Source organism: Candidatus Poribacteria bacterium (genome assembly GCA_028820845.1).
Taxonomy (GTDB): Bacteria; Poribacteria; WGA-4E; order WGA-4E; family WGA-3G; genus WGA-3G.
The window spans coordinates 202,118-226,046 of record JAPPII010000114.1; the positions used below are offsets into that span (position 1 = coordinate 202,118).

The 23,929-nt window shown below is 48.0% G+C and carries 24 protein-coding genes and 2 tRNA genes; 14 read left to right on the plus strand and 12 right to left on the minus strand.

Features of this window, described 5'->3' with window-relative positions; translation table 11 throughout:
- Positions 1-13 precede the first annotated feature (13 nt).
- Positions 14-220: a hypothetical protein gene (locus tag OXN25_21325; GenBank protein MDE0427405.1), complete on the minus strand. Its 207-nt coding sequence runs from the start codon at positions 218-220 to the stop codon at positions 14-16.
- A gap of 620 nt (positions 221-840) precedes the next feature.
- On the opposite strand from OXN25_21325, the gene OXN25_21330 reads away from it, so the two are divergent.
- Positions 841-1,194, plus strand: a complete 354-nt coding sequence (locus OXN25_21330; protein ID MDE0427406.1) for a hypothetical protein — start codon at positions 841-843, stop codon at positions 1,192-1,194.
- Between the two features lie 769 nt (positions 1,195-1,963).
- The gene (locus OXN25_21335) at positions 1,964-2,161 is read left to right on the plus strand and encodes a hypothetical protein (GenBank protein MDE0427407.1); all 198 of its coding nucleotides are present in this window, start codon (positions 1,964-1,966) and stop codon (positions 2,159-2,161) included.
- Positions 2,162-2,235: 74 nt separating this feature from the next.
- Here the strand turns inward: OXN25_21335 and OXN25_21340 are convergent, their stop codons facing one another.
- The 10 genes from OXN25_21340 to rplM all read right to left on the minus strand — a co-directional run bounded on the left by OXN25_21340 (position 2,236) and on the right by rplM (position 9,674).
- Positions 2,236-2,940 carry a hypothetical protein gene (locus OXN25_21340; GenBank protein ID MDE0427408.1) on the minus strand — a complete coding sequence of 235 codons (705 nt, stop codon included), beginning with the start codon at positions 2,938-2,940 and terminating at the stop codon, positions 2,236-2,238.
- Positions 2,941-2,962: 22 nt separating this feature from the next.
- Complete coding sequence (locus OXN25_21345) at positions 2,963-3,703, minus strand: hypothetical protein (GenBank protein ID MDE0427409.1); 741 nt, start codon at positions 3,701-3,703, stop codon at positions 2,963-2,965.
- 202 nt (positions 3,704-3,905) lie between these two features.
- Positions 3,906-4,601, minus strand: coding sequence for a hypothetical protein (locus tag OXN25_21350; GenBank protein MDE0427410.1), 696 nt, complete (start codon positions 4,599-4,601; stop codon positions 3,906-3,908).
- Between the two features lie 19 nt (positions 4,602-4,620).
- Positions 4,621-5,427, minus strand: a complete 807-nt coding sequence (locus OXN25_21355) for a hypothetical protein (protein ID MDE0427411.1) — start codon at positions 5,425-5,427, stop codon at positions 4,621-4,623.
- Positions 5,405-6,982 carry a carboxypeptidase-like regulatory domain-containing protein gene (locus OXN25_21360; GenBank protein MDE0427412.1) on the minus strand — a complete coding sequence of 526 codons (1,578 nt, stop codon included), beginning with the start codon at positions 6,980-6,982 and terminating at the stop codon, positions 5,405-5,407. The genes OXN25_21355 and OXN25_21360 overlap by 23 nt, the downstream gene beginning before the upstream one ends.
- An 88-nt stretch (positions 6,983-7,070) precedes the next feature.
- A tRNA-Glu gene (locus OXN25_21365) sits at positions 7,071-7,145 on the minus strand.
- A 7-nt stretch (positions 7,146-7,152) separates the two neighbouring features.
- A tRNA-Lys gene (locus OXN25_21370) sits at positions 7,153-7,228 on the minus strand.
- Between the two features lie 87 nt (positions 7,229-7,315).
- Positions 7,316-8,596 carry an adenylosuccinate synthase gene (locus tag OXN25_21375; GenBank protein ID MDE0427413.1) on the minus strand — a complete coding sequence of 427 codons (1,281 nt, stop codon included), beginning with the start codon at positions 8,594-8,596 and terminating at the stop codon, positions 7,316-7,318.
- Positions 8,597-8,641: 45 nt separating this feature from the next.
- A complete protein-coding gene (gene rpsI / locus OXN25_21380; protein ID MDE0427414.1) occupies positions 8,642-9,037 on the minus strand; it encodes a 30S ribosomal protein S9 in 396 nt (131 codons plus the stop codon).
- 199 nt (positions 9,038-9,236) lie between these two features.
- Entirely contained in the window at positions 9,237-9,674 is a 438-nt protein-coding gene (gene rplM, locus OXN25_21385; GenBank protein MDE0427415.1) for a 50S ribosomal protein L13, read from the minus strand.
- 285 nt (positions 9,675-9,959) lie between these two features.
- Here rplM and OXN25_21390 point away from each other — a divergent pair, with 285 nt between their 5' ends.
- Positions 9,960-11,153: an ArsA family ATPase gene (locus OXN25_21390; GenBank protein ID MDE0427416.1), complete on the plus strand. Its 1,194-nt coding sequence runs from the start codon at positions 9,960-9,962 to the stop codon at positions 11,151-11,153.
- A gap of 17 nt (positions 11,154-11,170) precedes the next feature.
- Positions 11,171-11,920 (plus strand): hypothetical protein, encoded by a 750-nt coding sequence (locus OXN25_21395; protein MDE0427417.1) that lies wholly within the window; start codon positions 11,171-11,173, stop codon positions 11,918-11,920.
- A gap of 197 nt (positions 11,921-12,117) precedes the next feature.
- Here OXN25_21395 and OXN25_21400 read toward each other — a convergent pair whose 3' ends face one another.
- Complete coding sequence (locus OXN25_21400; GenBank protein MDE0427418.1) at positions 12,118-13,281, minus strand: RNA-guided endonuclease TnpB family protein; 1,164 nt, start codon at positions 13,279-13,281, stop codon at positions 12,118-12,120.
- Between the two features lie 325 nt (positions 13,282-13,606).
- On the opposite strand from OXN25_21400, the gene hslV reads away from it, so the two are divergent.
- From hslV to OXN25_21450, 10 genes are all read left to right on the plus strand, one after another.
- A complete protein-coding gene (gene hslV, locus OXN25_21405) occupies positions 13,607-14,140 on the plus strand; it encodes an ATP-dependent protease subunit HslV (protein ID MDE0427419.1) in 534 nt (177 codons plus the stop codon).
- Between the two features lie 128 nt (positions 14,141-14,268).
- On the plus strand, positions 14,269-15,762 hold the full coding sequence (hslU, locus tag OXN25_21410; protein MDE0427420.1) for an ATP-dependent protease ATPase subunit HslU: 1,494 nt from the start codon (positions 14,269-14,271) through the stop codon (positions 15,760-15,762).
- A 105-nt stretch (positions 15,763-15,867) separates the two neighbouring features.
- Positions 15,868-17,073, plus strand: coding sequence for a hypothetical protein (locus OXN25_21415; GenBank protein MDE0427421.1), 1,206 nt, complete (start codon positions 15,868-15,870; stop codon positions 17,071-17,073).
- A 3-nt stretch (positions 17,074-17,076) separates the two neighbouring features.
- Positions 17,077-17,943 (plus strand): WD40 repeat domain-containing protein, encoded by an 867-nt coding sequence (locus OXN25_21420; protein MDE0427422.1) that lies wholly within the window; start codon positions 17,077-17,079, stop codon positions 17,941-17,943.
- Between the two features lie 21 nt (positions 17,944-17,964).
- Complete coding sequence (locus OXN25_21425; protein ID MDE0427423.1) at positions 17,965-19,200, plus strand: dockerin type I domain-containing protein; 1,236 nt, start codon at positions 17,965-17,967, stop codon at positions 19,198-19,200.
- Between the two features lie 89 nt (positions 19,201-19,289).
- Positions 19,290-21,107, plus strand: a complete 1,818-nt coding sequence (gene sppA / locus OXN25_21430) for a signal peptide peptidase SppA (protein ID MDE0427424.1) — start codon at positions 19,290-19,292, stop codon at positions 21,105-21,107.
- Between the two features lie 5 nt (positions 21,108-21,112).
- Positions 21,113-21,916: a phytanoyl-CoA dioxygenase family protein gene (locus OXN25_21435; GenBank protein MDE0427425.1), complete on the plus strand. Its 804-nt coding sequence runs from the start codon at positions 21,113-21,115 to the stop codon at positions 21,914-21,916.
- A gap of 1 nt (position 21,917) precedes the next feature.
- Entirely contained in the window at positions 21,918-22,595 is a 678-nt protein-coding gene (locus OXN25_21440) for a hypothetical protein (GenBank protein MDE0427426.1), read from the plus strand.
- Positions 22,596-22,610: 15 nt separating this feature from the next.
- The gene (locus OXN25_21445) at positions 22,611-23,651 is read left to right on the plus strand and encodes a nucleoside 2-deoxyribosyltransferase (GenBank protein MDE0427427.1); all 1,041 of its coding nucleotides are present in this window, start codon (positions 22,611-22,613) and stop codon (positions 23,649-23,651) included.
- Between the two features lie 22 nt (positions 23,652-23,673).
- Positions 23,674-23,929, plus strand: a 256-nt coding sequence (locus tag OXN25_21450) for a hypothetical protein (protein MDE0427428.1), incomplete at its 3' end; no start/stop codon positions are given.

Genomic DNA, 23,929 nt, shown 5'->3' on the forward strand with positions numbered 1-23,929 from the left:
TACTCCTTGGCTATTAACTGGATAAAAATTTAACAAGTACTGGCACAATAATGGCAATGACGGCAACTGCGATCCCCATACTCCACTGCAGGCGTGTTTCTAACCGGGTTATTCTGTCATGAAGGTCCTTTTTGACCACCTGAATCTCACCTTTTAGATCTTCCTTTACCTCCTTAATCCGATCGCCCAGACGCGACTCAACTTTATCTACTTCTTCCATTCTCGCTTGCAGACGAATAGAATCCTCTTTAAGTTCATATATATTCAGGATTGTTTTGATCTGTCATAGAATTTCCTCTCAAAATTTACGTGATTTCAAATTAAACAGGGTTTTCCAGTTCCAGTCCTTTCATCCCTCTGCTACGGTGGGAGGGTGGCAGAAATCGGTATGGGATCCGATTCGTAGCAGTGCCACCCAAACTGGTTTAGATAATATATCACAAAAAAGAAAAAATTACAAATTTGCTTCTTTACAAGTTCGGGCTTTTCGCTTGACTTTGCCTGTGTTGTGTGCTATGCTATCGATGTTGATGTAATGGTATATTAGGTTTCACCTGGGTTTTGAAAATCCAAAGGTTTCTGTGGAGCGGCTGTCTGGTTTTTATCTTCCATTCAGCCCAATCTACTTGTATGAAGTTTAAGAATTTAAATCGGTAATTTTTCTGGATGCCCCAACTTGTTGGGGACGCGCCCCAGTCAAGCATTCCCGAACAAGAATGTAATATATTTTCGCAATAAGTAGTTTTGGGATTTGAAAAATTTTCGGAAAAACCGCTATGAACCCCTTGATTTTATTAGGTTTTTGCTTGTTTGAATTTCCTAAAAAAGGAGATGTTACAGATGAATCACGTAAGATTACGCACAGATCGAGCGATAGGACTACTTAAGGATGCAGTCATAGATGTTTTAAAGAACGCACGAGAGAGCGGATATGTAGACATTCCTCCTAAGAAGTGTAAACCTGATCCGGATGGTGGACAGCCATATATTGAGGCTACATATATAGGCAAAGAAATGGGAACATATGAGAGAGGCCGGGAAAAGGGACGGTCCCCCGGTCGGATACATAGGGAAATTCTTGAAAAGTTGCAAGATGAATGTCGGGTTGAGCCTTTGTTGAGTGAGTCAGGCAAAGTGAGAATAGGTTGGCGACTCACCGAGGCAGAATGGAAACGATTAACCCTTGATAAATAAAACCTAACTACTGATTAAGGAATGTTATATCCAATTTAACTAATCCCAAATCTACTTATCGCTTACATTTTTGAGTAGGTTCGCTCCGTTTTGTAGCATAACCTGTTAGGTTGTGCCTGGAAACCTTTGCCACCCCTGAAAATCCTTGAATCCCGCAAATCCTGATGCTGACAGACAAAATAGAGACACACCCGATAGAACCAGAGGCATTCAATTCTCCAACAATTTTGATTTTCTGCCGAAGCACTCTGCGCTGTCCGAGCGAGTGTTTTTGCTTGGGTGTTTCTTTAGGCTCGCGACCCCTCCGCAGAAATGTCTAAAAAAACCGACAATTGAATGGCTCTGCCGATAGAACATAAAAAACTTGACACCCGTCCAAAAGTATGATATAATTATACTATACACAAAATAAGTTTTACGCTAATCTTGAAAAACCCAAAATAGCCAAAATGTTCCACTTTTCGTCAAATTGTTTTTTTGCCCACAGCAGAAAAATCAAAGGAAAAACGCCTATAAACCCTTACGGCCACTGTGTTCTCTACCAATAGATACGTATATTATCAAATGTTAAGTGGTGTAACTTTAGTGTAACATTTTTAACCTGAATCCGACTTAAAAAAATGCATGAGGCATCCCGTTTACCTTCCTTTCAAAACGGTTGTATGTTTTTTGAAAGGATACCTCTTTTTTTGCTTTCGCGCACTATAATTCTTAAAATTGTCCAAACTTTAGTAAGTTTTGGGAGTATTATCACGACCTACCCTCAGTTATTCAAGAACTGGCAGACAAAAATTTTGAACTGCTGAAGCGAAATCCAAATCACCCTTCTCTTGGCTTAAAGAAGGTTGGCGAGTATTGGGTAGCGAGAGTTGGACTGAGTTATCGAGCAATGGCAACTGAAGATGAGGAGGGTCTATCCTGGTTTTGGATCGGAAAACACGACGAGTACGAGAGGCGGATAAAGTAAGTTTGCCGTGTGTTTTGAAATAGGCGAGGTTAGAAACCTCGCCTACCATTTTTAAGGGAAAAGGATAGGCAAGACTATTGGTTCGTTTTGAGTTGCCCCCACGTTGAAGTCAATCGTGCCTCTGGGGTGAGGCTGAGGCTGGAGATAGTGAAGGAGTCTGCCCATGCTGTGCCTTCCCATTGGTTTGCGATATTAATCCCCTCCATGACGAAGCCGAGAATCTCTATCTCGTCGAAGTTGAGGTCTTGGAATGTTGTCCGGTATTTCCCGTCTGTGAATAGAACAAAATATCCTGCGTTAAAATAGAGTTTCATTTCTGTCAGGGCATCCGTTTCCCAACGGGTGCGAGGTTCTCTGGAGAGCCGAGTTCGGAAGGGATGGCTGGTCCCTTTACCGTTGAAACGCCTTGCTCTGATTTCGTCGGGAAAGAACACGTAGAAGAACGGATCCTCTTCGGGTGTATCGAGGAAGTGCCGTCCGACGCAGAAACCGAAACGCGTCTTGTCGCCACCGAAGTCGTTTATTGTGACGATGAAGTTTCGATAGGGACCCGGGATTGCGGTGAATTGATAGAGTTCGTATTCCACCGCCCGTTCGCGTTTAACTTCTACACGTAAAAATCCATCTGTCACTTTCCAGAGGGAACCGTTTCCCACAACGCGCCACGCTTCCGGGTTTTCGGCATCAAAATCGTCGTGCCACTCCTCGGCAGATGCTGGGAGAAGACAGGTGGTAAAAATATAAATGAGTATGAGGAAGATTGCGTTTTTGTTTTGCATGGCGTGTAATTTGGTTTGATGTTTATTTGATTTTTATGCAGTCGTACCACTGCTGTGTTTTCTTTCCTTTTCGACTGAGGACACCCGGTTCACGTTCGGTTGGCGGACCAAAGTCCCCGTCGAGTTGTTTAAGAACATTCCAATCAGGCGGAAACCATGTCCTGAGTGTTTTGCAGTTAACCTCAAGGGTTTCGCCTTCCCATCCACCGATTTTGTAGTACATCGGGCAGATCCAGAGTTCGGATCCGCGTGCATACCGCCGCCAACCCGTTATGGAGGCTTGTGCACGGATGATGTTCCCATCGCGCCAGTGTCGTTCAACGCCGCTCCAAGGGTATCCGGTTGTTCCACCGCCAGTGCTAATCTCACTCGGACCTAAATCGTCATAGAGTGTGATGTAGGAGTAATTTGTACCCCACGGTGTATTGTCTGTACCGAAATACCACCACTGTCCACGATACCAACGGACCGCGCCTTGAATCCGTGAAGCCGAAACGGTTGCGCTCTCAATGGTTTCTACGATGTCAAACTGTCCTCTGTTGTTGTAGGGGTTGTGGACACCTTTACAGAGCGTGAGGGAATTGAGTTCGGGGCCGAACCACATTCCGTTTACGCCGGGGGTTCTGTAATAAGAACCTGAACTCGGTGGATGTGCGCGTTCGCCTGGATTTAACCGCGCTCTGGCGTGGTTGTTCCAAAGGACAACACCGAGGACGAGGACGAGGAGAAATGCATCAAAGATGAGGTCTAAATTTTTTCGCATTTTTTAACGATTATGTCTGGGCGGGAGAAAGCCGCGTATGGGCTTTCTAAAGACCCTCCGTTGTCGGCATCCGGGGAATGCCATCAGGCATTCATACCGTTGATTTTCTACAATTGGTGAAAAACCTGTTTGAGGTTATGAAAGGTTTCTTAAATATTTAAAATCTGCAAGGACAACGGACGCAGCAGCTCAGAAGCAATAGTTAAAAAGGTTCTTGTTTTAGGCTTGCCCATGTGGTTGTGAGTTTCCGTTTTGGAGAGACAGCGAGTCCGTCGATTATGAATGTGTCTACCCACGCGCTGCCTATATCGACATCTTCTGTGACGAATCCTGCGAGGACGAAGGCGATGCTATCAATATGGTCGAAGTTGGCATCTCTGAAGTCGAGACGTGGTTCGCCGTCAGCCTGTAGTTGAAACCTACCGCTTTTGAAGTGTAAGGTCATTTGTTGGAGTTCGTCTGTGTTCCAGCGTTTGCCGGGTCCGACGAATATGCTGCCGTTTCTGGAGACTCGCATATCATTGGTGAAGAAGAGGTAGTAGCCGTATTCGTCTACGTCTGTAGCAATATTCAGGAAATGCTTTGCGAGGGCGATACCGAATCTGACATCTGTCGCGCCTACGGTTTCGAGGGTAATTGTAAAGTCGTTGTAGGGACCGGGATAGGCGATGAATTGATACAATTCAAATACGGTGCTCCACTCCGCTTGTGCGTGGATTTCTGTCTTCAAAAGACCGTCTTCAACTTTCCAGATGGCGTTGTCCCCTATATGTTGCCAGTCGTCTTTTGCCTCTTGTTCAAAAAGGTCTTCCCAGATAACAGCAGACACTTCTGTTTGCAAAATGAGAAACATAAAGATGATGAGGATTGCGCTCAAAGCGCGGGCATTTTTTTTCATGTTGTGGATGTTTATGCGTCTATTTCAGCAGTATACAGTCATACCAATCCGCCGTTTCTTTCGACGTGCCTCTTTCGCGGCGGCTGAGTCTATTAAGTTCGGGTCGAAATTCCGGTGGCGTAAAGTGTCCCTCTGTGTGTGTCAGGACCTTCAAATTGTACTGCCCTCCCCCGGTTGCGCAAAGATAACTCAAAGTGCCGTGTTTGTAATACTTCGGTGTGAGATATTTCTTTCCGTCGTGTTCGTATCGGTAATAACCCGTTACGTCCGCCTTAGATTTTATAGCATCACCCTGTCGCCAGTGTTCTTCAAACCCGCTCCATGGGAATCCCGTAACAGTGTTCACTGCGTCGATGTCTCCCCAACCGATCTCAGATATAAGTGTAAGATGAACAGTGTCCGTGCCCCACGGCGTATCAGCAGTTGCGAACCGCCACTCTTGTTGCCGGTACCACCAAACCTTTCCGGGTCTTGAGGAGGGCCAGACTATGGCATCTTCTCTGGTATAAATGATGTCGAAAAATCCGGCTTTATTGAATTGGTTGGGTGTGTTCGGACAAAGCACTCGACTGTCGATTTCGGGTCCGAACCAACGGGTGTCGCCTTCGGATTCTATAAATTTACCCGGTGTCCGATAGTAGTCTCCCGCCACTTCAGGCAGGGCAGTCTCCCGACGGACGATTCTTTCGCCATCAGAATAAGTGCCGTGCAACGCCGCGTCTATTGGGAACGCGAGTGATTGGAAGACGATAACTACTACAAGAATAACTGTATTGAGGCAAACGGCACGCGGTGTGTGTGCGCTATTTTGCGAATGGAGTGCCATCTCGTTTCCCTATATAGATACGATATCCGGTGCCGGGGATGGGTATCTCGACCTGCTTGTGAATGTTTATCCGTTGATAACGGTTTGTGGCGGTTTCAAATTCCGCATCGACAGCGCGAATGTACAGTTGATAGGGTTTCTCAGTGAGGTTGTCGAATTTAAATTTCCCATCTGTATCGGTTTCCACCTCAAATCGATCCAGGGTCATTGACATATCGGACGGGTTCAATTCCCACGGATACCAAGAACGCGAGACGACAGCGTTAGGCACGGGTTCATCTGCATCTGCCCAGCGTACTTGACCCTGTAGTGTGCTTGTGGGACGATCTGCTATAATAGGAACCGCTTCGCTGTTTGGTGACGCTTCCACATTGATAGCCGTTGCTGATATACCATCTCCAACAATATAGAGCCTATATAGCCCCGAAAAAAGTCCGTCCACGGTGAAGGTGGATTCTGTTGCAGGAAAATGTCTTGATAGAAGCGGTTTATGCAACACTAACGGGTTGAGGCTCGGTTCCATCGGTGCCTCCGCAGGAAAGACCTTCACAGCATAGTGTGTTTCTGGATCAATATCCCCTGGCAAAGTAACGTGTCCCTTAACAGTCATCCCCTTTTCAAGTAGGACAATCAGTGGTTCTTTTCCGATGACGACGTTCTGGTAGATTCTGGAGAAATAACCTCTCTTGCTAATTTCCAACGAGAGATATTGTGCTTCGGTTTCTAACACCTGCATCTGAAACTTGCCCGTATCGTCCGACTGTCCTGATACAAGAAGCACACTGTGTCCGAATGGCGTTTCTCTGTGCCGCGTTGCGTAAATTCGCGCTGCTGCTATCGGGCGTTTCTGTCTATCGATGACCATGCCGTATAGGGTCTTCAATTTCGGCAGTTGGATAGAAATGTGTGGCTGTTCTTGTGGATTGATAGCGTTTATAAACGCTATGATAACACCGTTTTGGGAAATTGTCAACGTGTATTCGATGGGATAGAGGTCAGAGAATTGGAAGTTGCTTGTGGTATCAGTTTTTGCTGCGTGTTCGATGGGTGCGGCGGCGCGGAAGAAGTCTGCGGATTTGTCGTGCATCTTTAGGTTCACAATGAGTCCTTGGCTATTTTCGCCGCCAGAGATGTTTCCTCGTAAGGATAAAGTCGGTCTCAGTGCTATTTCGCCTAAATCGTAGTGATTCTTATCAGTGGACATCTCTTGTCTCAGGAGTTTCGATTGATATTGTGGATGGAGTGCCATGAGTGAGAAGGCGTAATAGGTTTCGGATTCATTGGGGATGGTCAGTGAGAAAGACCCCTCGGCATCTGTTGCTGTTGCGTGTGCGAAGTCGCGATCAGGGTAGACCTGTTCAATTTTTTCGGGAGCAGCGCGGACCAGCACATCGGAAATGGGTTGCCCGTTTTCAGCATCGACACATGTCCCGTGGAGGGTGGCACTGGGTTGTGGCGTTTGGCAAATACCAACAGCGGTATAGAGGCAGAGGAGCAGCATCAAAGAGGTGGTTAGAAAAGCCTGCCTTGTAGCATAAACTTTTAGTTTGTGCATAGTATTCCCTAAAGAGACTTCTCTGATAAACAAACAAGCCCCTTGGGGTATGGGGCTTGTCTTTTTGACGGTGCTATTTGCGATAAAATACCCCCGACGAGATTTGAACTCGTGTCGCCGCCGTGAAAGGGCGGTGTCCTTGGCCAGGCTAGACGACGGGGGCCAAAAAATGGTGAGCCGTACAGGAATCGAACCTGTGACCACCTGATTAAAAGTCAGATGCTCTACCTGCTGAGCTAACGGCTCAAACCACCAACATTTAATGATACCATACTTTCAGGTGGATGTCAAATTAAAACGCAAGAATTCGGGAAAAGTTTACGTTTTGGCAGGCTACCAAAGCGGTCGTCCTAATTGGACAATCTGGTCTCTATCGGGTCCAACAGAGATGATTGGAATTGACACGCCGAGATAGTCAGAGACGTACGCGACATAGTCTTTCGTCAGTTGCGGAATATCCGCCGCTGTACGCGCTTCAGTGAGGGGCTGTTGCCATCCAGGAAGTGTTTCGTAGACGGGTTCGCATTCCTCTAAGACGCTTAGACTGCTGGGGAAAGTCGTTATCCGTTCACCCTTATAGCGGTAAGCTACACACACTTGCAAATCAGCGAGTGTATCAAAGACATCGAGTTTTGTCATTGCGATGGCAGTGAGTCCGTTAATCTGAGCTGCATATCGGAGTGCGACCAAGTCGAGCCAACCGCAGCGTCTCGGACGTTGTGTAGTAGCACCGTATTCTTTGCCGATTTCCCGAATCTTTTCATCGAGATCAGGTGGCATCTCCGTGGGGAAAGGGCCGCCGCCGACGCGTGTGACGTAGGCTTTAGAGACACCGAGTACCTCTTTGATTGCCTTCGGACCGATGCCGAGTCCCGTGCAGACAGCACCAGCGGTGCAGTTGGATGAGGTAACGTAGGGATAGGTGCCGAAATCTATATCGAGCATGGTTCCCTGCGCGCCTTCAAAGAGTATTCGTTTTTCAGCGGCGAGTACGTCGTGCATGTAAGCGACAGTGTCGGTTACATAGGGCGCGAGGCGTTCTGCGTAGGCGTAGTAGGTTTCAAGGAGAACGTGCCGCTCGGATCCGCCTATTTGGAGTGCTTCGGCTTTGGTTTCGAGGTTGTAATCAAGTTTCTTTTGGAAATTGTCAAACTCGAGCAGGTCACCGACGCGAATGCCGGCGTGTCGGTTCATCTTATCGGAGTAAGTGGGTCCAATACCCCGTGAAGTTGTTCCGATCTTCGTAGCACTGCCCATCTGTTCCCACTGCTCGACCGCCTTATGATACGGCAGAATGAGGTGGGCGCGATCACTGATTTTCAAGTTATCGCTGCTGACTTCAACACCCTGTGCTTGTAACCGGTCAATCTCACCGAAAAGCGTCTCCAAGTTGATGACGACCCCGTTGCCGATAACATTCACAGTGTCAGGTCTAAGGATACCCGATGGGATTAGGTGAAGGATAAAAGTTTTTTCACCGAGAACGATGGTATGCCCGGCGTTATCGCCGCCTTGATAGCGAGCGACAACATCCGCATCTGCGGCAAAGACATCGGTCAGTTTTCCTTTACTTTCGTCACCCCACTGTGCGCCTAAGATGACAATGTTTGACATACAAAACCTCTTCTGAGTCCGAAACGAGCGAACAGCGTTGCCCTTTTAACGTTTGGAGAATTGGAAACGTGCGCGTGCGCCTTTCTGTCCGTATTTCTTCCGTTCGACCATTCTCGGATCGCGTGTCAAGAAACCTGCTTTTTTTAGGGAAGGCTTCAAAGATTCGTCTGCTTTGACGAGTGCGCGTGCGATGCCGTGTGAAATCGCGCCTGCTTGTCCGGTATTTCCGCCGCCCTTGACGTTGATGCGAACAGCATACTCGCCGCTCTTCTCAACGTGCTCAATTGGGCGTTTTGCCTCCTGCACGTGGTCGGATCGATCGAAGTATTCCTCGATAGGTCTCTTATTGACGAGAATGTTGCCTTCACCCCCAGGGATGATTCGGACGCGCGCGACGGATGTTTTGCGTCTGCCGGTTCCCCAGAATTGTTCAATAGCCATACTGCTCATAATCTCCATAGTTGTTGGTTATAAGTTATAAGTTGTTGGTTATAAGTTTAGTGCTGTAGCAGTGGCAACGGTTTTCAACATTACAAACCGCTCTTAACTCGACGAACGCCATACACACGTTCAGTGTTGATTCGTACCAACTACCAAGTACCAAAAACCAACAGCGAAGCGAACCAATAACCGAAAACTATTAAAACGTTAAAACTTCGGGTTGCTGGGCTTGGTGCGGGTGAGACGGTCCGGTGTAGACCTTGAGTCCCTTCATTAGCTGTCTACCGAGGGAACCCTTTGGGAGCATCCCCTTAACGGCGTTGGTGATGATAGCCTCGGGCTTTAGATCCATCTGTTCGTTAAAGGTCCGATATTTATCGCCACCCGGGTAGCCGCTGTGCCTAAAATAGGTTTTCTGTTCCCTTTTATTTCCAGTGACGGTTATCTTCTCCGCATTCACGACAGCAACGCGAAAACCTAAATCGGCGTGAGGTGTGAATCGCGGATCGTGTTTGCCTCGCAGGACCTGTGCGATTTGCGAAGCCAAACGTCCGAGTATCTGTCCCTCAGCGTCGACGACATACCATTTAATATCTTTGTCTGCTTTCGGAAAATAGGTTTTCGTTTTCAGTACCATGATTTCCTGTTCCTTCAGCGAAATTGTGCTGTTCGTTACACAATTTATCTCTTTTACAAGGCTTTTTGTAGTTTGTTGTTTATCACATACAAACTTCAAAGGGTGTGTTTGTACGATTGTGAACACAACAAGACAATATTATATCATGGGAGCTGGCTTTTGTCAAATTTTTCGCTATTGACGGTTGATAGTCATTTTTATCCGTTTTTGTCTTTGCGATGTCAACTTCTTTTGTGTTATACTGTAACGTGCACACAAGGCCTATAGCAGAAATGGATTTAGATAATGCGTATCATTCTTTACACAGGTAAAGGTGGCGTTGGTAAAACGACCATCGCTGCCGCCACGGGTATTCGACTTGCTGCACTCGGCTATAAGACGATTGTCATTTCACTCGATGTGGCGCATTCACTTCGCGATGCCTTCGATAACCACGAAAAATTAGTTTGCCAACACGAAGAGAAACAGATCCAAATCAGCGAGAATCTCTGGATACAGGAGATTAACGTTCAAGAGGCAATCGTTGAGTACTGGGATGATGTATACAACTACATCCGTTCGTTGCTGAACCGCTCGGGACTTGACAATCTCGTTGCCGAGGAGATTGCGGTGTTTCCGGGGATGGAGGAGATTTGCGCCCTCCTCTATATCAACCAGTATGTCCGCGAAAAGCGGTACGATGTGATTATCTTGGACTGTGCGCCGACAGGTGAGTCGCTTCGGTTTGTCAGCATTCCGACGACACTGGAGTGGTACATGAACCACATCTTCAAGTTGGAGCGGAGTCTTGCGAGGGTTGCGGGGCCAGTGATTGAACGGGTGAGTTCAGTTCCGATTCCGAAAGATAGCTACTTCCAGAATATCCAAGACCTCTTTGGTAAATTGGAGGGGATTGAGGATGTGCTGACAGATCCGAAGATCACGACGGTGCGGTTGGTGACGAATCCGGAGAAAATAGTGATCAAGGAGACGCAGCGCGCGTTCATGTACTTTTGTCTTTATGGACTCTGTATAGATGCTGTGATTATTAACCGCATTTTTCCTGATGGGGTTGATAGTGCCTATTTTGAAGCGTGGAAACAGACGCAGCAGCACTATATTGAAGAGGCAGTGAACTACTTCTCGGACGTACCAATCTGGAAGGTGAATCTCTTTGCCGAAGAAATTGTAGGTGAAGCCGGGCTGCACCGGTTGGCGGATGCGCTCTATGCAGAGATTGACCCAGCGGACCAGTTTTCTAACGAAAGTCCATACCAGTTCCGCAAGACAGCAGATGCGTATCAGTTGTCGATGCGCCTTCCCTTCCTGACCAAAGAGGAGATCGGATTGACGAAACACGGGGATGAGTTGATTATCACGGTGGGCAATTTCAAGCAGCACGTTGCGTTACCACGGAGCCTCTCGAACAAAAAAACAACTGGAGCGAAACTGACAGGTGATCAGTTGGTGATTAAGTTTCAGGGCGACAGCAGTCGGTAAAGATGTGTGGGAGACGTATGGGCAGCAAGGCGGACAAGGCGGTTTTTACTGTAACAGGAATAACGCTTTTAACGTTCTTAATAGCAAGCCGGGTTGGCACTATCTGGGTTCTGTATCCAAACGTCCTGATAGCAGTTGCGCTGTTCATCTATTGTATCCGTCAGATTGACGAAGATGCCTCACTGCTTTCAAATAGTTCCGTTTTTGGTCTTGCGATGACCTTGACATACCTGCCGATGGACTGGCTGTTCTCTCGGAAAGCGCGGCTGATCTTTTATCTACGTTCAGATTTTCTGGCGAGTGTAACAACACCGATTGGTATCATCCTCAACTGGGTGGTATTCGCGACATTGGCAGCCTACTGTTATCAGCGGTTCGAGATGATTTTCCGGGTCCGTTTTGTTGATGAATCCGACGATTCACAGGTAGGTTCCATAGGAATAGGTGTGTTGGCAGCGACTGCAACGGGTATCGGTGCTGCGTTTGGAAGCGTCATTATTTACGGACTTGGTGCGTCCCATTTGTGGGTATGGAATGCTGCGCAGGTAGATCAGATGCCCCAGATTGCATCGGTGCCAGCTTTTGTACCGGTCAGTTTTTTGCTTACCTTCTTGTTGTGTCCCTATTTTTTCGGTGTGGTTGGCAAGGCGAAAGACGCTTCGGGAAGTCGTGGGTATCAGCATGTGGGGGTGGCAGGAATCAGATGCGGTATTTTTATGGGGGCATTACAGTTTTTCAGTTTCCTTCTGTTCTATGTCTGGAAATAGGTGTGAGTTGACGAGTACAGAAGCGTATCGATAGGTGCTATGACATACAGAGACCCCAGAATTCTCTACTTTCTAATTCTTTATAAAAATGTGTTGGTGCGTCTCTTAACAAGAGCGTTCATAATGTCAAGGCACCCACTGCCTAAAGGCAGGGGAAACCTGTGCTTCGTAGACAACAGCGACTCTTGAGAATCGACTTACATCGTCTCCACAGCGGGATCGCAAGCAGCCCGTAAGATGTTTATCGCAGCGTTTACGTCTCTATCGTGGTGAGAGCCACATTCGGGACATGTCCACTGTCTATCAGAAAGAGAAAGATTTTTGTTGTGATACCCACAATCCGAACACGGCTTTGTCGTCGGTGTCCACTGTCCCACAGGACGATATTCACGATTATGTTTGAAACACTTGAACTTCAATATCTCAACAAACTGTCCAAAAGCAAGATCAGAGACTTTGCGTCCCCAAAGACGTTTCATACCTTCAAGGTTCAGCGTCTCGGTGGCTATCAGGTCAAACCTTCGGCACAGGTCTGTGGCAAGTTTGTAGTGCCAGTCTTTGCGCTGGTTGACAACTTGCTGATGGAGTCGTGCCAATCCTCTGACGGCACGCCACCAATTGTGAGACCCTTTGATTTTACGAGAAAGGCTTTTGTTGAGGGTTTGAAGTTGTTTCAAGGACTGTTTCAGGAATTGGGGGGATTGTATTTTCTCACCGGTGTTGAGAGTGAGAAAAGCGTCTTTCATGCCGAAGTCTGCGCCTACACTTTCACCCGTAGCGGGCAGGACTGCTTTAGAGGCATCATCGGTCACGACATAGAGCCAGTAGGTCCCAACACTGTCGCGAAGGATCTGGATATAATACACTTTACCTTTCCACTCACGATGTTGGTGGAAAGAAAACCAACGTTTATTGAACTTAAAGGATTGCGAAGTGTCATCCCATGCTTTGAAAGAGATACGGACGCGTTCTTCTTCCAAAAGATAGGCAGATTGAAACTTCGCAGAACGATAACGGTCTTTGCGTTTGAACTTTGGCATACCGACTTTTCGACCACCATGTTTTTTGAAATCAAAAAACTTTTCCCAAGCAAGATGCAAGCGGATAATCACAGCGTCAAGGGTGTCCCGCGGTATCCATGCCCAGTGTTTTTTCGTCCGTTGGAGCAAATCTGTCAAATGCGGTTGCAGGCGATAGCGTCCGGCATATTTACCATAGATGCGGTAATAGCGTTTCTCCAACTTCAAGAAGTGGTTATGCACATCAGCAAGGTCGTCAAGCATATTGCCCAAACGTTTGTTTTTCGGATGTTCGCGTATCTGGTATTTGTAGGTTCTACGATGCTGTTTCTGTTTTTTCATTGTGTTTCACGGCTTCACGGTTTTTACCCCTAATCAGTGGGTTGGCAGACACGTTACCAAGCGGTAACGCTGATTATGCCTGCCACCGTGATATAAAAATCATATCATTTTTGACATATTTTGTCAAAAGAAAAAGAGGCGGTGTTTCCTCCCCAACCTAAAGGATGGAGTCTCCACACCGAAGATTGATGAGTTCAGTAAACCAATTATTGTTGCATTGCGTGTTAATTTATGTTAGAATTCTGCGCAAACTAACAGGAATCAACGCCAAATGTGCGTGTGGCTTATGGCGTATGCTGCAAAAAATGAGGGAAAGTAACTTAGGATGCAAATTCGCTCAACAACGATTTTAGCCGTTCGCCGCAATGGCGAGGTTGCTATCGGCGGTGATGGTCAAGTAACTTTAGGCGATACAGCGATTAAACACGGGGCGCGAAAGATCCGTAAGATTCACGACAATCGGGTGCTGATTGGTTTCGCGGGTTCTGCATCAGATGCAATCACCTTGTATGAAAATTTGGAGAAGAAGCTGCAACAGTATCGCGGGAATCTTCAGAAATCAGCGGTGGAACTGGCGCGGGAGTGGCGTAGTGATCGAGTGCTGAGACAAGTAGATGCGCTGATGATTGCTATAGACGCTACCGACGGCTATTTGATTTCGGGAAACGGTGATGTGATTGCGCCAGACGACGATGTTCTTTCGATCGGTTCTGGTGCGCCTATTGCGCTTGCTGCGGCAAAGGTGCTGCTCAAACACTCAGACTTGACTGCGAGAGAGATTATTTCAGAATCACTGCAACTGACGAGTGAAATCTGTATCTATACGAACGCTCAAATTGAAATTGACACAATAAGATAGTAGTCAGCCTTCAGCAATCAGTTGTCAGTCAAGAGAACATTGTGGGGATGACCAACGTTTGTAATACATCCAACGATCTGCTGACTGCTGACTGCTGACCGCTGATAGCCATGTTCGGGAGGTTACCTTTGGAGAAATCGAATGTAAATGTAAAAGATGGAAAGAGCACTTTAGCGAATGCACTTACACCGCAACAGATTGTTGAGGAATTGGATAAGTATATTATCGGTCAGTTTGAAGCGAAACGTTCTGTTGCGATTGCGCTCCGAAACCGGGCGCGCCGTCAGATGTTAGCAGAAGATATACAAGATGAAGTCTCACCGAAGAACATTATCATGATAGGTTCAACAGGGGTCGGTAAAACTGAGATTGCACGCAGACTCGCACGGCTCGTTGATGCGCCTTTCATCAAAGTGGAAGCCTCAAAGTATACCGAAATAGGATACGTGGGTCGTGATGTTGAATCCATGATTCGGGATCTCACAGAGACGGCTATTGGGCGTGTGAAATCTGAACAGACAGAAGCGGTAGAGGAAAAGGCGCGGGAGGCTGCCGAGGAACGTCTTCTTGATTATATTTTCCCGGTGCCACGTTCATTACAGCAGCGGCCTCGTTTACAAGAAGATACACTCGAGGAATCGGAGGATGAGGAGGAAGATGAACTCCTTCAATTGCCGTTCGATCTGGGTCCTGATCCTGAAGTCGAAGCCGAAGAGGCGCGGGAGAAGGAACGTGAACGGTATCTGAAAACGCGTGAAAGATTTAGGGATTGGCTTCGCGAGGGGAGACTTGAGGATAAACCTGTAGAGATCAACGTTAAGCATCAGAATATGCCGTTTGTGGAGATCTTCTCGCCGAGTGGTGTTGAGGAGATGGACATTAATTTTAAGGACATGTTCAGCAATATCCTCCCGAACCAGACGAAGAAACGTCGCGTGCCGGTATCCGAGGCGCGCACGATTCTGATGCAGGAAGAAGCGGAAAAGTTGATTGATATGGATGCTGTCATCAGTGAAGCGATTCAGCGCGTTGAGAATTCGGGTATTGTATTTCTCGACGAGATTGACAAGATTGCGGGTCGCGAATCTCGGCATGGTCCCGACATCTCCCGTGAGGGTGTGCAGCGCGATATTCTCCCAATTATTGAGGGTAGCACAGTAACGACGAAATACGGTGCGATTCGCACAAATCATATTCTTTTTATTGCTGCGGGTGCGTTTCACGTTTCGAGTCCATCGGATCTGATTCCAGAGTTACAGGGACGTTTTCCGATTCGCGTCGAACTGAAAAGCCTAAATAAAAGCGACTTTAAATCGATTCTGACTGAACCGAAGAACGCGCTCGTGAAACAGTATGCTGCGCTGCTCCAAACGGAAGGAATAGCAGCAGAGATTACAGAAGATGCGATAGGTGAGATTGCTGCGCTGGCCTTCAAGGTGAATGAATCTGTTGAGGATATAGGCGCGCGGCGGCTTCATACGATCATGGAAAAGCTTTTTGAGAATCTGTTTTTTGATGCACCGGATCTCGAAGCAGGCAGTGTTGTTATTGATGCCGAATACGTGAAATCGGAGTTGTCAGATATTGTTGAGGATCAAGATTTGAGCAGATACATCCTTTAATAGTTGTCAGTCGTCAGTACGGATTACTGCGTAATCCTTTCAGTTATCAGTAACCCCAATTGCTGCTTAACAGTCTATGCTACAACAAGTGTCCGAGGGTCTCTGATGGTTTCCAAAAGCCGAAAACTGACGGCATACACATTTCACCTTTTTACCCTTCTATTCGTTTATGCTTTGTTCCTACCCAGCGGCTTCGCGCGAGATGGGATACAATGGCGCGTGCCTGATAGTGACGAGGTATCCCTCGGCGCAACGACCCTAAATGCTATAACCTTTTCCCCGGATGGTTCGCAAATCGCTGTTGCAAGCCCAAACGGTATTGCATTATATGACACTTATAGTGGAAATACTGTAACGTCATTCCCCATTCTGGTAGACGATGTAATCGCGCTTGCGATTTCACCTTCCAGCGAGAAGGAGGGTGGGCAAACGGTTGCGGTTGCGAGTGAGGAGGGGATTGTTCATCTCTGGAACGCGCGAACGGGTGAACATAGCGCAGATTTCATAGGACACACCGATCCGGTTGTGGCATTGGCGTTCTCGCCAGATGGTAATACGCTCGCCAGTGGGAGTTTCAGAGAGATTCGCTTGTGGAACTTAACCTCGGAGCAAACCGCCCGTCATGCTGTCCTTCAGGGGCATCGGGATATGGTTACCACATTGGCATTCTCACCAGACGGTAGAACACTTGCGAGCACCAGTTTTTACGGCACGATTTTGTTGTGGGATGTGGGAACCGGTCAACTCCGGCACAGTCTCTCAGCGCACACCGATTCAATTCAGGCACTCGCCTTTTCGCCCGACAATGAAATTTTAGCGAGCGGTAGCTATTGGCACCCGGACGCGAGAAGCACAATCCGTTTGTGGAATCCACACACCGGGCGGCTGCTTTCGACGTTTGAAGACCACATCACACCCGTTTTTGCTTTAGCGTTCTCACCAGATATTCATAGTGGAACACTTGCCAGTGCGGGTTGGGGTAACAGCGTTCGTTTATGGCATCCGCAAACCGGGCAATTACAAGCGGCTTTTGAAGGTGATGCTGCCCCGATTGTTGCTTTGAGATTTCTGCCGGATGCTGATGGCGGTATACTGGCGAGTGCGAGTCTTGATGGGACAATCCAACTGCAGTCTCTGACACGTGTGCAGATACCTGCGGATGTCAATGGAGATGGTGTTGTCAATATTTTGGATTTAACCTTTGTTGCTTCGCGTTTTGGAGAGGCTTCACCGGACCTCAACGGTGATGGTATCATAAACATTCTGGATTTGATGCTTGTTGCGAACCATTTCAACCAAGAATTGGAGTAAAAAATGCAAAAATCCCAGTTTTTCTTTTTTCTTATTGCTCTGCTGTTGACCTTAGTATTATTTTTACCCGAAGGTTTCACTGAAGATTCCACACGGTGGCATTTACCTGAAACTGCCAGCGCGCGCCTCGGTATAGGCGACGCTACTGATGTCCAGTTTTCGCCGGATGGAACACAAATTGCCGTGGCAAGTTCCATAGGCATCTGGCTTTATGATGCGCAGACCTATCAAGAAGTCGATTTACTCACCGATCATGTGCGTGGCATCCATTCGTGTGTGTATTCGCCGGATGGGACGATACTTGCGGGTGGTGGAATGGACGGAACAGTGCTCTTATGGGATATTTCCACGAAACAACTCCTCACTACGGTTAAAGGACATGAATGGTGGCGGCGGGTCATAACACTGGCGTTTTCCCCGGACGGTAGAACGCTTGCGAGTGGGGCGGATTATGAGGATGTCGTTCAGTTGTGGGATGTCCCTACCGCCCAACATCGTGGAGCCTTTGAAGGACACGCAGGTGTCACGGTTGAAGGACGCGGGGGAGGTGTCACGGCTGTAGCGTTTTCCCCGGACGGTCGAACGCTTGCGAGTAGCAGTCGGGATGGCATGATTCGGTTATGGGATGTCGCTACGGGTGAACACGACGCTATTCGCGTGGGACCTGAAGTGTTGACGCTGGCGTTTTCTCCGGACGGTAGAACCCTTGCGAGTGGAGATAGAGGTAATAGAGTTCAGTTGTGGGATATGGACACGCGCCAGTCGCGCTGGAGTTTTATTGAACCTACAGAGATTGTTTCTGCGGTTGCCTTCTCACCGGATGGAACACTTCTTGCCAGTGAGGGTGAGGATAACGCAATTCGCTTGTAGGATGCAAATACACATCGGCAGATAGCAGTCCTTACGGCACATACCCGTCCCATCCTTTCTCTGGCGTTTTCCCCGGATAGCAGAACCCTTGCGAGTGTGGGTGAAGATAATACGGCTCGGTTGTGGGATGTTAATAGGCTGTCGGCACCGAATACTATCTATACCGAATCTAAGGCGATTCTCCATGCAAACTTAGGATATATTACGGCACTTGCGTTCTCGCAAGATAGTAAGATGCTTGTGAGTGGGAGCGAGGACCGTGTCCTACGTGTATGGGATATAGGGACAGCAAAAGTGCAGGAATCCTTCATCACTGGGGATACGCGTTGGATTCGAGCAGCGACTTTTTTATCAGATGGTGTGGCTTTTGCCAGTACAGGTGGGACTGACAGAGACGTGCATCTCTGGCGTGCAAGGGGTGGGACGCTGGCACACCTCACGTTGCAACACGGGTCTGTCAGCACAACCACGAGGTTCTCTCCCAACGGTAGAACCCTTGCAACTGTGGATGGATTGAATGATGTTATTCTCTTATGGGATTTAACAACCGGGGCGCAGTTGACGACGTTTGAAGGGCATATACATTGGATTTTTGAGTTAGCGTTCTCACCGGATGGCACAACCTTAGCAAGTGGCGGCGGGGATAGCGCGGTTTTGCTGTGGGATGTCGAGTCAGGACAACGCCTTGCGACCCTTGGAAAACAGGACGTAACTCAGGGGAGTAGGGATGATGTTTATGCGTTAGCGTTCTCACCTGATGGTAGAACCTTAGCGAGTGGGGGCGCGGACGGACTGATTCAGCTATGGGATACGGATACAACACAACGGCTTTCTACCCTGACAGGACACGCAATTGCGGTTGACGCGTTAGCATTTTCGCCGGATGGTGGAACGCTTGCGAGTGGTGATTGGGACGGCACCATTTTTTTCTGGGATGCAACGACTTTCCGGACGCACGATATTCAAGAACCACCTACTGCTATCCTCAAGGGACATACAAGTGATGTCGAAGAATTGGCATTTTCGCCGGATGGTAGAATGCTTGCGAGTGGAAGTTGGGACGGCACTATTCTTCTATGGGATTTTACGCCTGTCTTGACACAAACTCCTACGGATGTCAACGGAGATGGCGTTGTCAACATCTTAGATTTGACCTTTGTTGCTTCGCGTTTTGGGGAGAATTCGCCGGACCTTAATGGTGATGGTATCGTCAACGTTTTGGATTTGGTACTCGTTGCCCAGCGCATCGGGGAATAGCCATATAGCCATTTTGAGACTTGACACACTCAGCATTTTGTGATAAAATAGCAGCGTTAAATAGGATAGAAAAGGAGAGGAAAAGATAGATGAGGTTATTACAAAAATTCGCATTTCTGCTAATGTTGTTTGTTCTTGTTTCGCCTGTGCTCGCCGAGGAACACGCGGCGGAAGAAACGGTGCTGCCTGTAAAGAATTATGCTGAATTCACACTGAAGGGTGCCTATGCTGATACGAAAGTTGTTAGTACCTTTGGTACGTCCGCAACGCAGACGCTGCGCGGACTCTTTAAAAAATTAGATGCCCTCAAAACAGATGATGACATCGCTGGGATTGTCTTCAAAATAGACGATGTAAGTATCGGCTGGGCGACACTCCAAGAGATCCGCAGCAAACTTCACGAATTCCGAGCAGCGGGAAAAGAGACGATCGGGTATCTGGAAGGCGGCGGAAATGCCGAGTATCTCCTCGCGGCTACGATGGATCGCGTCGTTTTGATACCTGCAGGCGGTCTGAATTTAACCGGCTTACGCGCCGAGATTATGTTCTATAAGGGTTTATTGGATAAGTTGGATATCCAAGCCGATATGCTGGCCATGGGAAAATACAAATCCGGTGTCGAACCCTACATGCGCGATGGGATGTCGGATGCATTCCGTGAGTCGATGACAACGCTACTTGACGATTTGTACGCGCAATTGCTAAACCATATCGCTGAGAGTCGAGAGGGTATTACAGCAGAAAGCGCGTCGGATTTGATGGACCGCGGTCCCTTTACGGCGGAAGAGGCACTACAAGAGAAATTGGTTGATGCGCTTCAATATTACGACGAGCTCCTAACGGCACTGAAAACGGCATCTGAAAACGAGGATGTTCAAGTCGTGGAACCGGATGGTGAACGCAAACGAAAAGTCCCGGATATGAACAGTTTCGCTGGACTTATGCAGCTCTTCAGCATGCTCAATCCACCGCAGCGCGCGCAACCCACCTCCGAGAATCAGATTGCACTTATCTATGCCAACGGTCCTATCTTGCCGAGTATTGAATCGCTTTTCGGTTCAATGGCAGTGATTACACCGAGTGTGTTAAAGGAGGCGTTTGAGAAAGTCCGTACCGACGATTCCGTTCGGGCGGTTGTGCTCCGTATAGACAGTCCGGGCGGTTCTGCACTCGCTTCCGACCTAATTTGGCGTGAAGTGATGTTGACACAACGCGAAAAACCGGTCGTTGTTTCGATGGGCGATGTCGCTGCATCGGGTGGCTACTATATCGCCATGGCAGCGGGGACAATTGTTGCGCATCCAAGTACGTTGACGGGTTCTATTGGTGTGTTTGGTGGTAAACTGAACATGAAAGGTCTCTATAACAAAGTCGGTCTAACGAAGGAAATCATCAGGTATGGGCGGAATTCCACCCTCTATTCAGATTACGCCGGTTTTACGCCTACCGAGCGCGAGCGTGTCGAAAAGATGATGAAGACGATCTATGAAGATTTCGTCGGTAAGGCAGCGACGGGACGGAACAAATCCTTTGCTGAAATTGATGAGATTGCGCAGGGACGCGTCTGGACGGGTCAACAGGCGAAAGCACTTGGACTCGTTGATGAACTCGGTGGACTGGACACGGCACTCTCTATTGCTAAGGAGCAGGCGGGTTTCTCTGCTGATGACGAAGTTAACCTGATGGTGTTACCAAAGCAAAAACCGTTTTTTGAGCAGCTTATGGAGCGGATGATTGAAGATATGGAGGGATCGGTTCAGGTGCCGCTACAATTGGTAGTGAGTGATCCGCTGCTGGCGATGTTAGGGACTCGGTCGGAGCATGTTCTGACTTGGCTGAGTCTGTTTGGTTTTGAAGATGGGATACAAGTCGTTACGATTTTGCCTTACGATATTTTGATTCGGTGATAGTTATGAATTTCAAGGCTGACTTTCAGGTTGATTTGACTGGTGAACAGGTTGCGTTTTTTCGGGATAATGGGTATCTGAGCATTCCGCGCATCACAACGGATGAAGAGATTGAATGGCTCAAGGGGATTTATGACGAGCTCTTCACGGAGCGGACTGGGGAAGCGGAGGGACGCTATTTTGATCTGGCGGGTCCACGTGCGCACAACGGACGGGAGACGTTGCCCCAGGTATTAGGTCCAGAGGCACAGTTTCCTGAACTCCGTGAGACGGTCTATTTCCGAAACGCGCATCGGCTTGCTGCGAAGCTGCTCGGTGTCGAAGCCGAGAAGGTCAACGGTGGTGGGCACATGATTTTGAAGCCTGCGCACTACGGTAACGAAACCCCATGGCATCAAGATGAGGCGTACTGGAATCCTGAAATTGTGCCGCATAGTTTGAGTGTCTGGCTGCCACTTGACAAAGCGACGGTTGAGAGCGGCTGTCTCCAATTCATCCCGAAATCGCACAAGGGTCAGGTACGTTGGCACCGTCATATTGACAACGATCCGCTCGTGCATGGGTTGGTAACAGATGACGTTGACACATCAGAGGCGGTGGCGTGTCCGATACCTGCTGGTGGGGCGACGTTCCATCACTGTAGAACTTTGCACTATTCCGCGCCGAACACTACAGCAGAAGTGCGACGTGCGTATATTCTCGTTCTGGGTGGACCGCCGCGGAAGCGGGATAAACCGGCGCATCGTCCGTGGCAAATGGAAGAGCAAGAGGCACTCGCACAACTGAAATCGTTAGCAAAGGAGCATTAAGATGAAGAAAATAAAGGATATGTCCTGCGCTGAATTATGTGTCCTCCTACAGAGGCTTGTTTCTGAGTCCATCCTTGCTTCGCGCGAACGGCTGCTTGTATTGCTCAGTGAACACAGTTCACCGAAAAACAGGGAGCGATTGGAGACAGAATTCCGCGAATTCTTCTGCGGATATGAAAGTCTTGCCTTATGGTTGGAGGAATACGAAGAGGATCCACTTGACGGGTTGGATATGCATACTTCAGTCGCTAAGAAGTTAAAGCGGCATCGCGAATATATCCTCACTAATCGCAAGACGACGCTGGAGGAACGGATGGTCCGCCGAATGGGAGGCTACCTCAAAAGCGATCCAATGCCAGAAAAGAAAATCGCCGAGTTGCCAGAAGCGGAATATCGGAAATTGCTGCATGCGTTGGTTAATCAGGAACTCTTTATTGTCCACGCGAAGGTTACCTTGCTGCTCAAAGAGAATCTGCCCTACCAGAAATTATCGGAGGCATTTCGGGAGTTTTTCGTTGCGTATGAACTCCTGGAACTCGCGCTGGAGGACTATCACTACGATCCCGATGAGGGATTGGAATTGCGTCCAGAGGTCGCCGAAAGGTTAGAGCAAAGCGTTGCTGAAATTGAAGCTGGGACGGCTGAAGTGATTCCGCTTGAGGAAGTTGCCAGAGTCTAAGGAGGCTTTGAAGTTATGAAAGTCATCTGTACCGGCATCAGTTGTTCGGGACGCAAGGAGTTAATGGCAGATTTCGCGACCTTCTGTGTGCAAAAAGGGCTGAATATCGGTTTCTTTAATGTCGGGGACTTTATGCGCCAAATCGGGGCGGAATCCCACGTTGATTTTACGGAAAAGGTGCTTGATTCGGATCCAGCGGTTCTATCGTTAGCACGGCGGACGGCTTTCTATGAAATCGCGCAACTCGCTGCAGATTATCAACATGCTATTATCGGATTGCATGCCTCTTTTCGGTGGCGTGGCAGTCTCCTTGAAGGATTCTCTTACAAGGATATTGAAATTATCCAACCCGACATGCTCATCAACGTTGTTGATAATATCACCGATATATCGGAACGGATGGAACAGTCTGTGCAATGGTCAGGCACTGGGAAAGCGACCCTCAATGTCTGGTTGGATGAGGAAGAGTTCCTGACTCGGCAATTGGCACAACTTATTGAGAAACCCTATTACGCTGTCGCTAAACAACACGATCTCGAAAATTTCTATGAACTCCTCTTTTCGCCGAGGAAGCCGGTCTTCTATCTCAGTTATCCAATTACGCTCTTAAGTGACACCCCAGAGGAGATTGAGAAAATCCGTGAGATGGGCGAACGGTTGAGTCGTTCGTTTATTGTCTTTGACCCGCTCTCTATTAAGGATATGGCACTCGTTACCCGCGCGAAAGTTGATGGTGCTGACCCGCTGAACCTGCCCCCAACGATGAGTGAGATGGATGATGATGTGATTGAACAGATTAAAACGCGAACGATTTCGCGGGATTACCAATTTATCCACCAGAGCGATTTTGTGGTCGTTCTCTATCCTACGGACAAATTGTCACCGGGTGTGTTGAGTGAAATGAACTACGCTTCCCGTTATAATAAACCGGTGTATGCGGTTTACAGTGAGACGCGGAGTATCTTTTTTGAGAATTTGTGTGAACGGATTTTTGATACCTTTGAGGAGCTTGAAGACTTTTTGTGCGAAACGTATCGGATAAATGAGGTGAAATGATACCTATATGGAGGAAGTTGATATGGGAAATCCAACTAAGAAGTTGAAGAAAGCGGACATTGAAGCACAGCAGCCCCTTGAGAAGCCCATTTCTGCGCGAGGTTTAGAAGGTGCTTATAGCGATGATGAACCCGAGTATACACTGGATATGCTGGTCGCAGTAAATCCTGACTATAAAGGCACTCGCGAGGCGTGTAACGCTATAGTGCCTATCCCTGCGCGGGGTTTAGAAGGTGCTTATAGCGATGATGAACCCGAGTATACACTGGATATGCTGG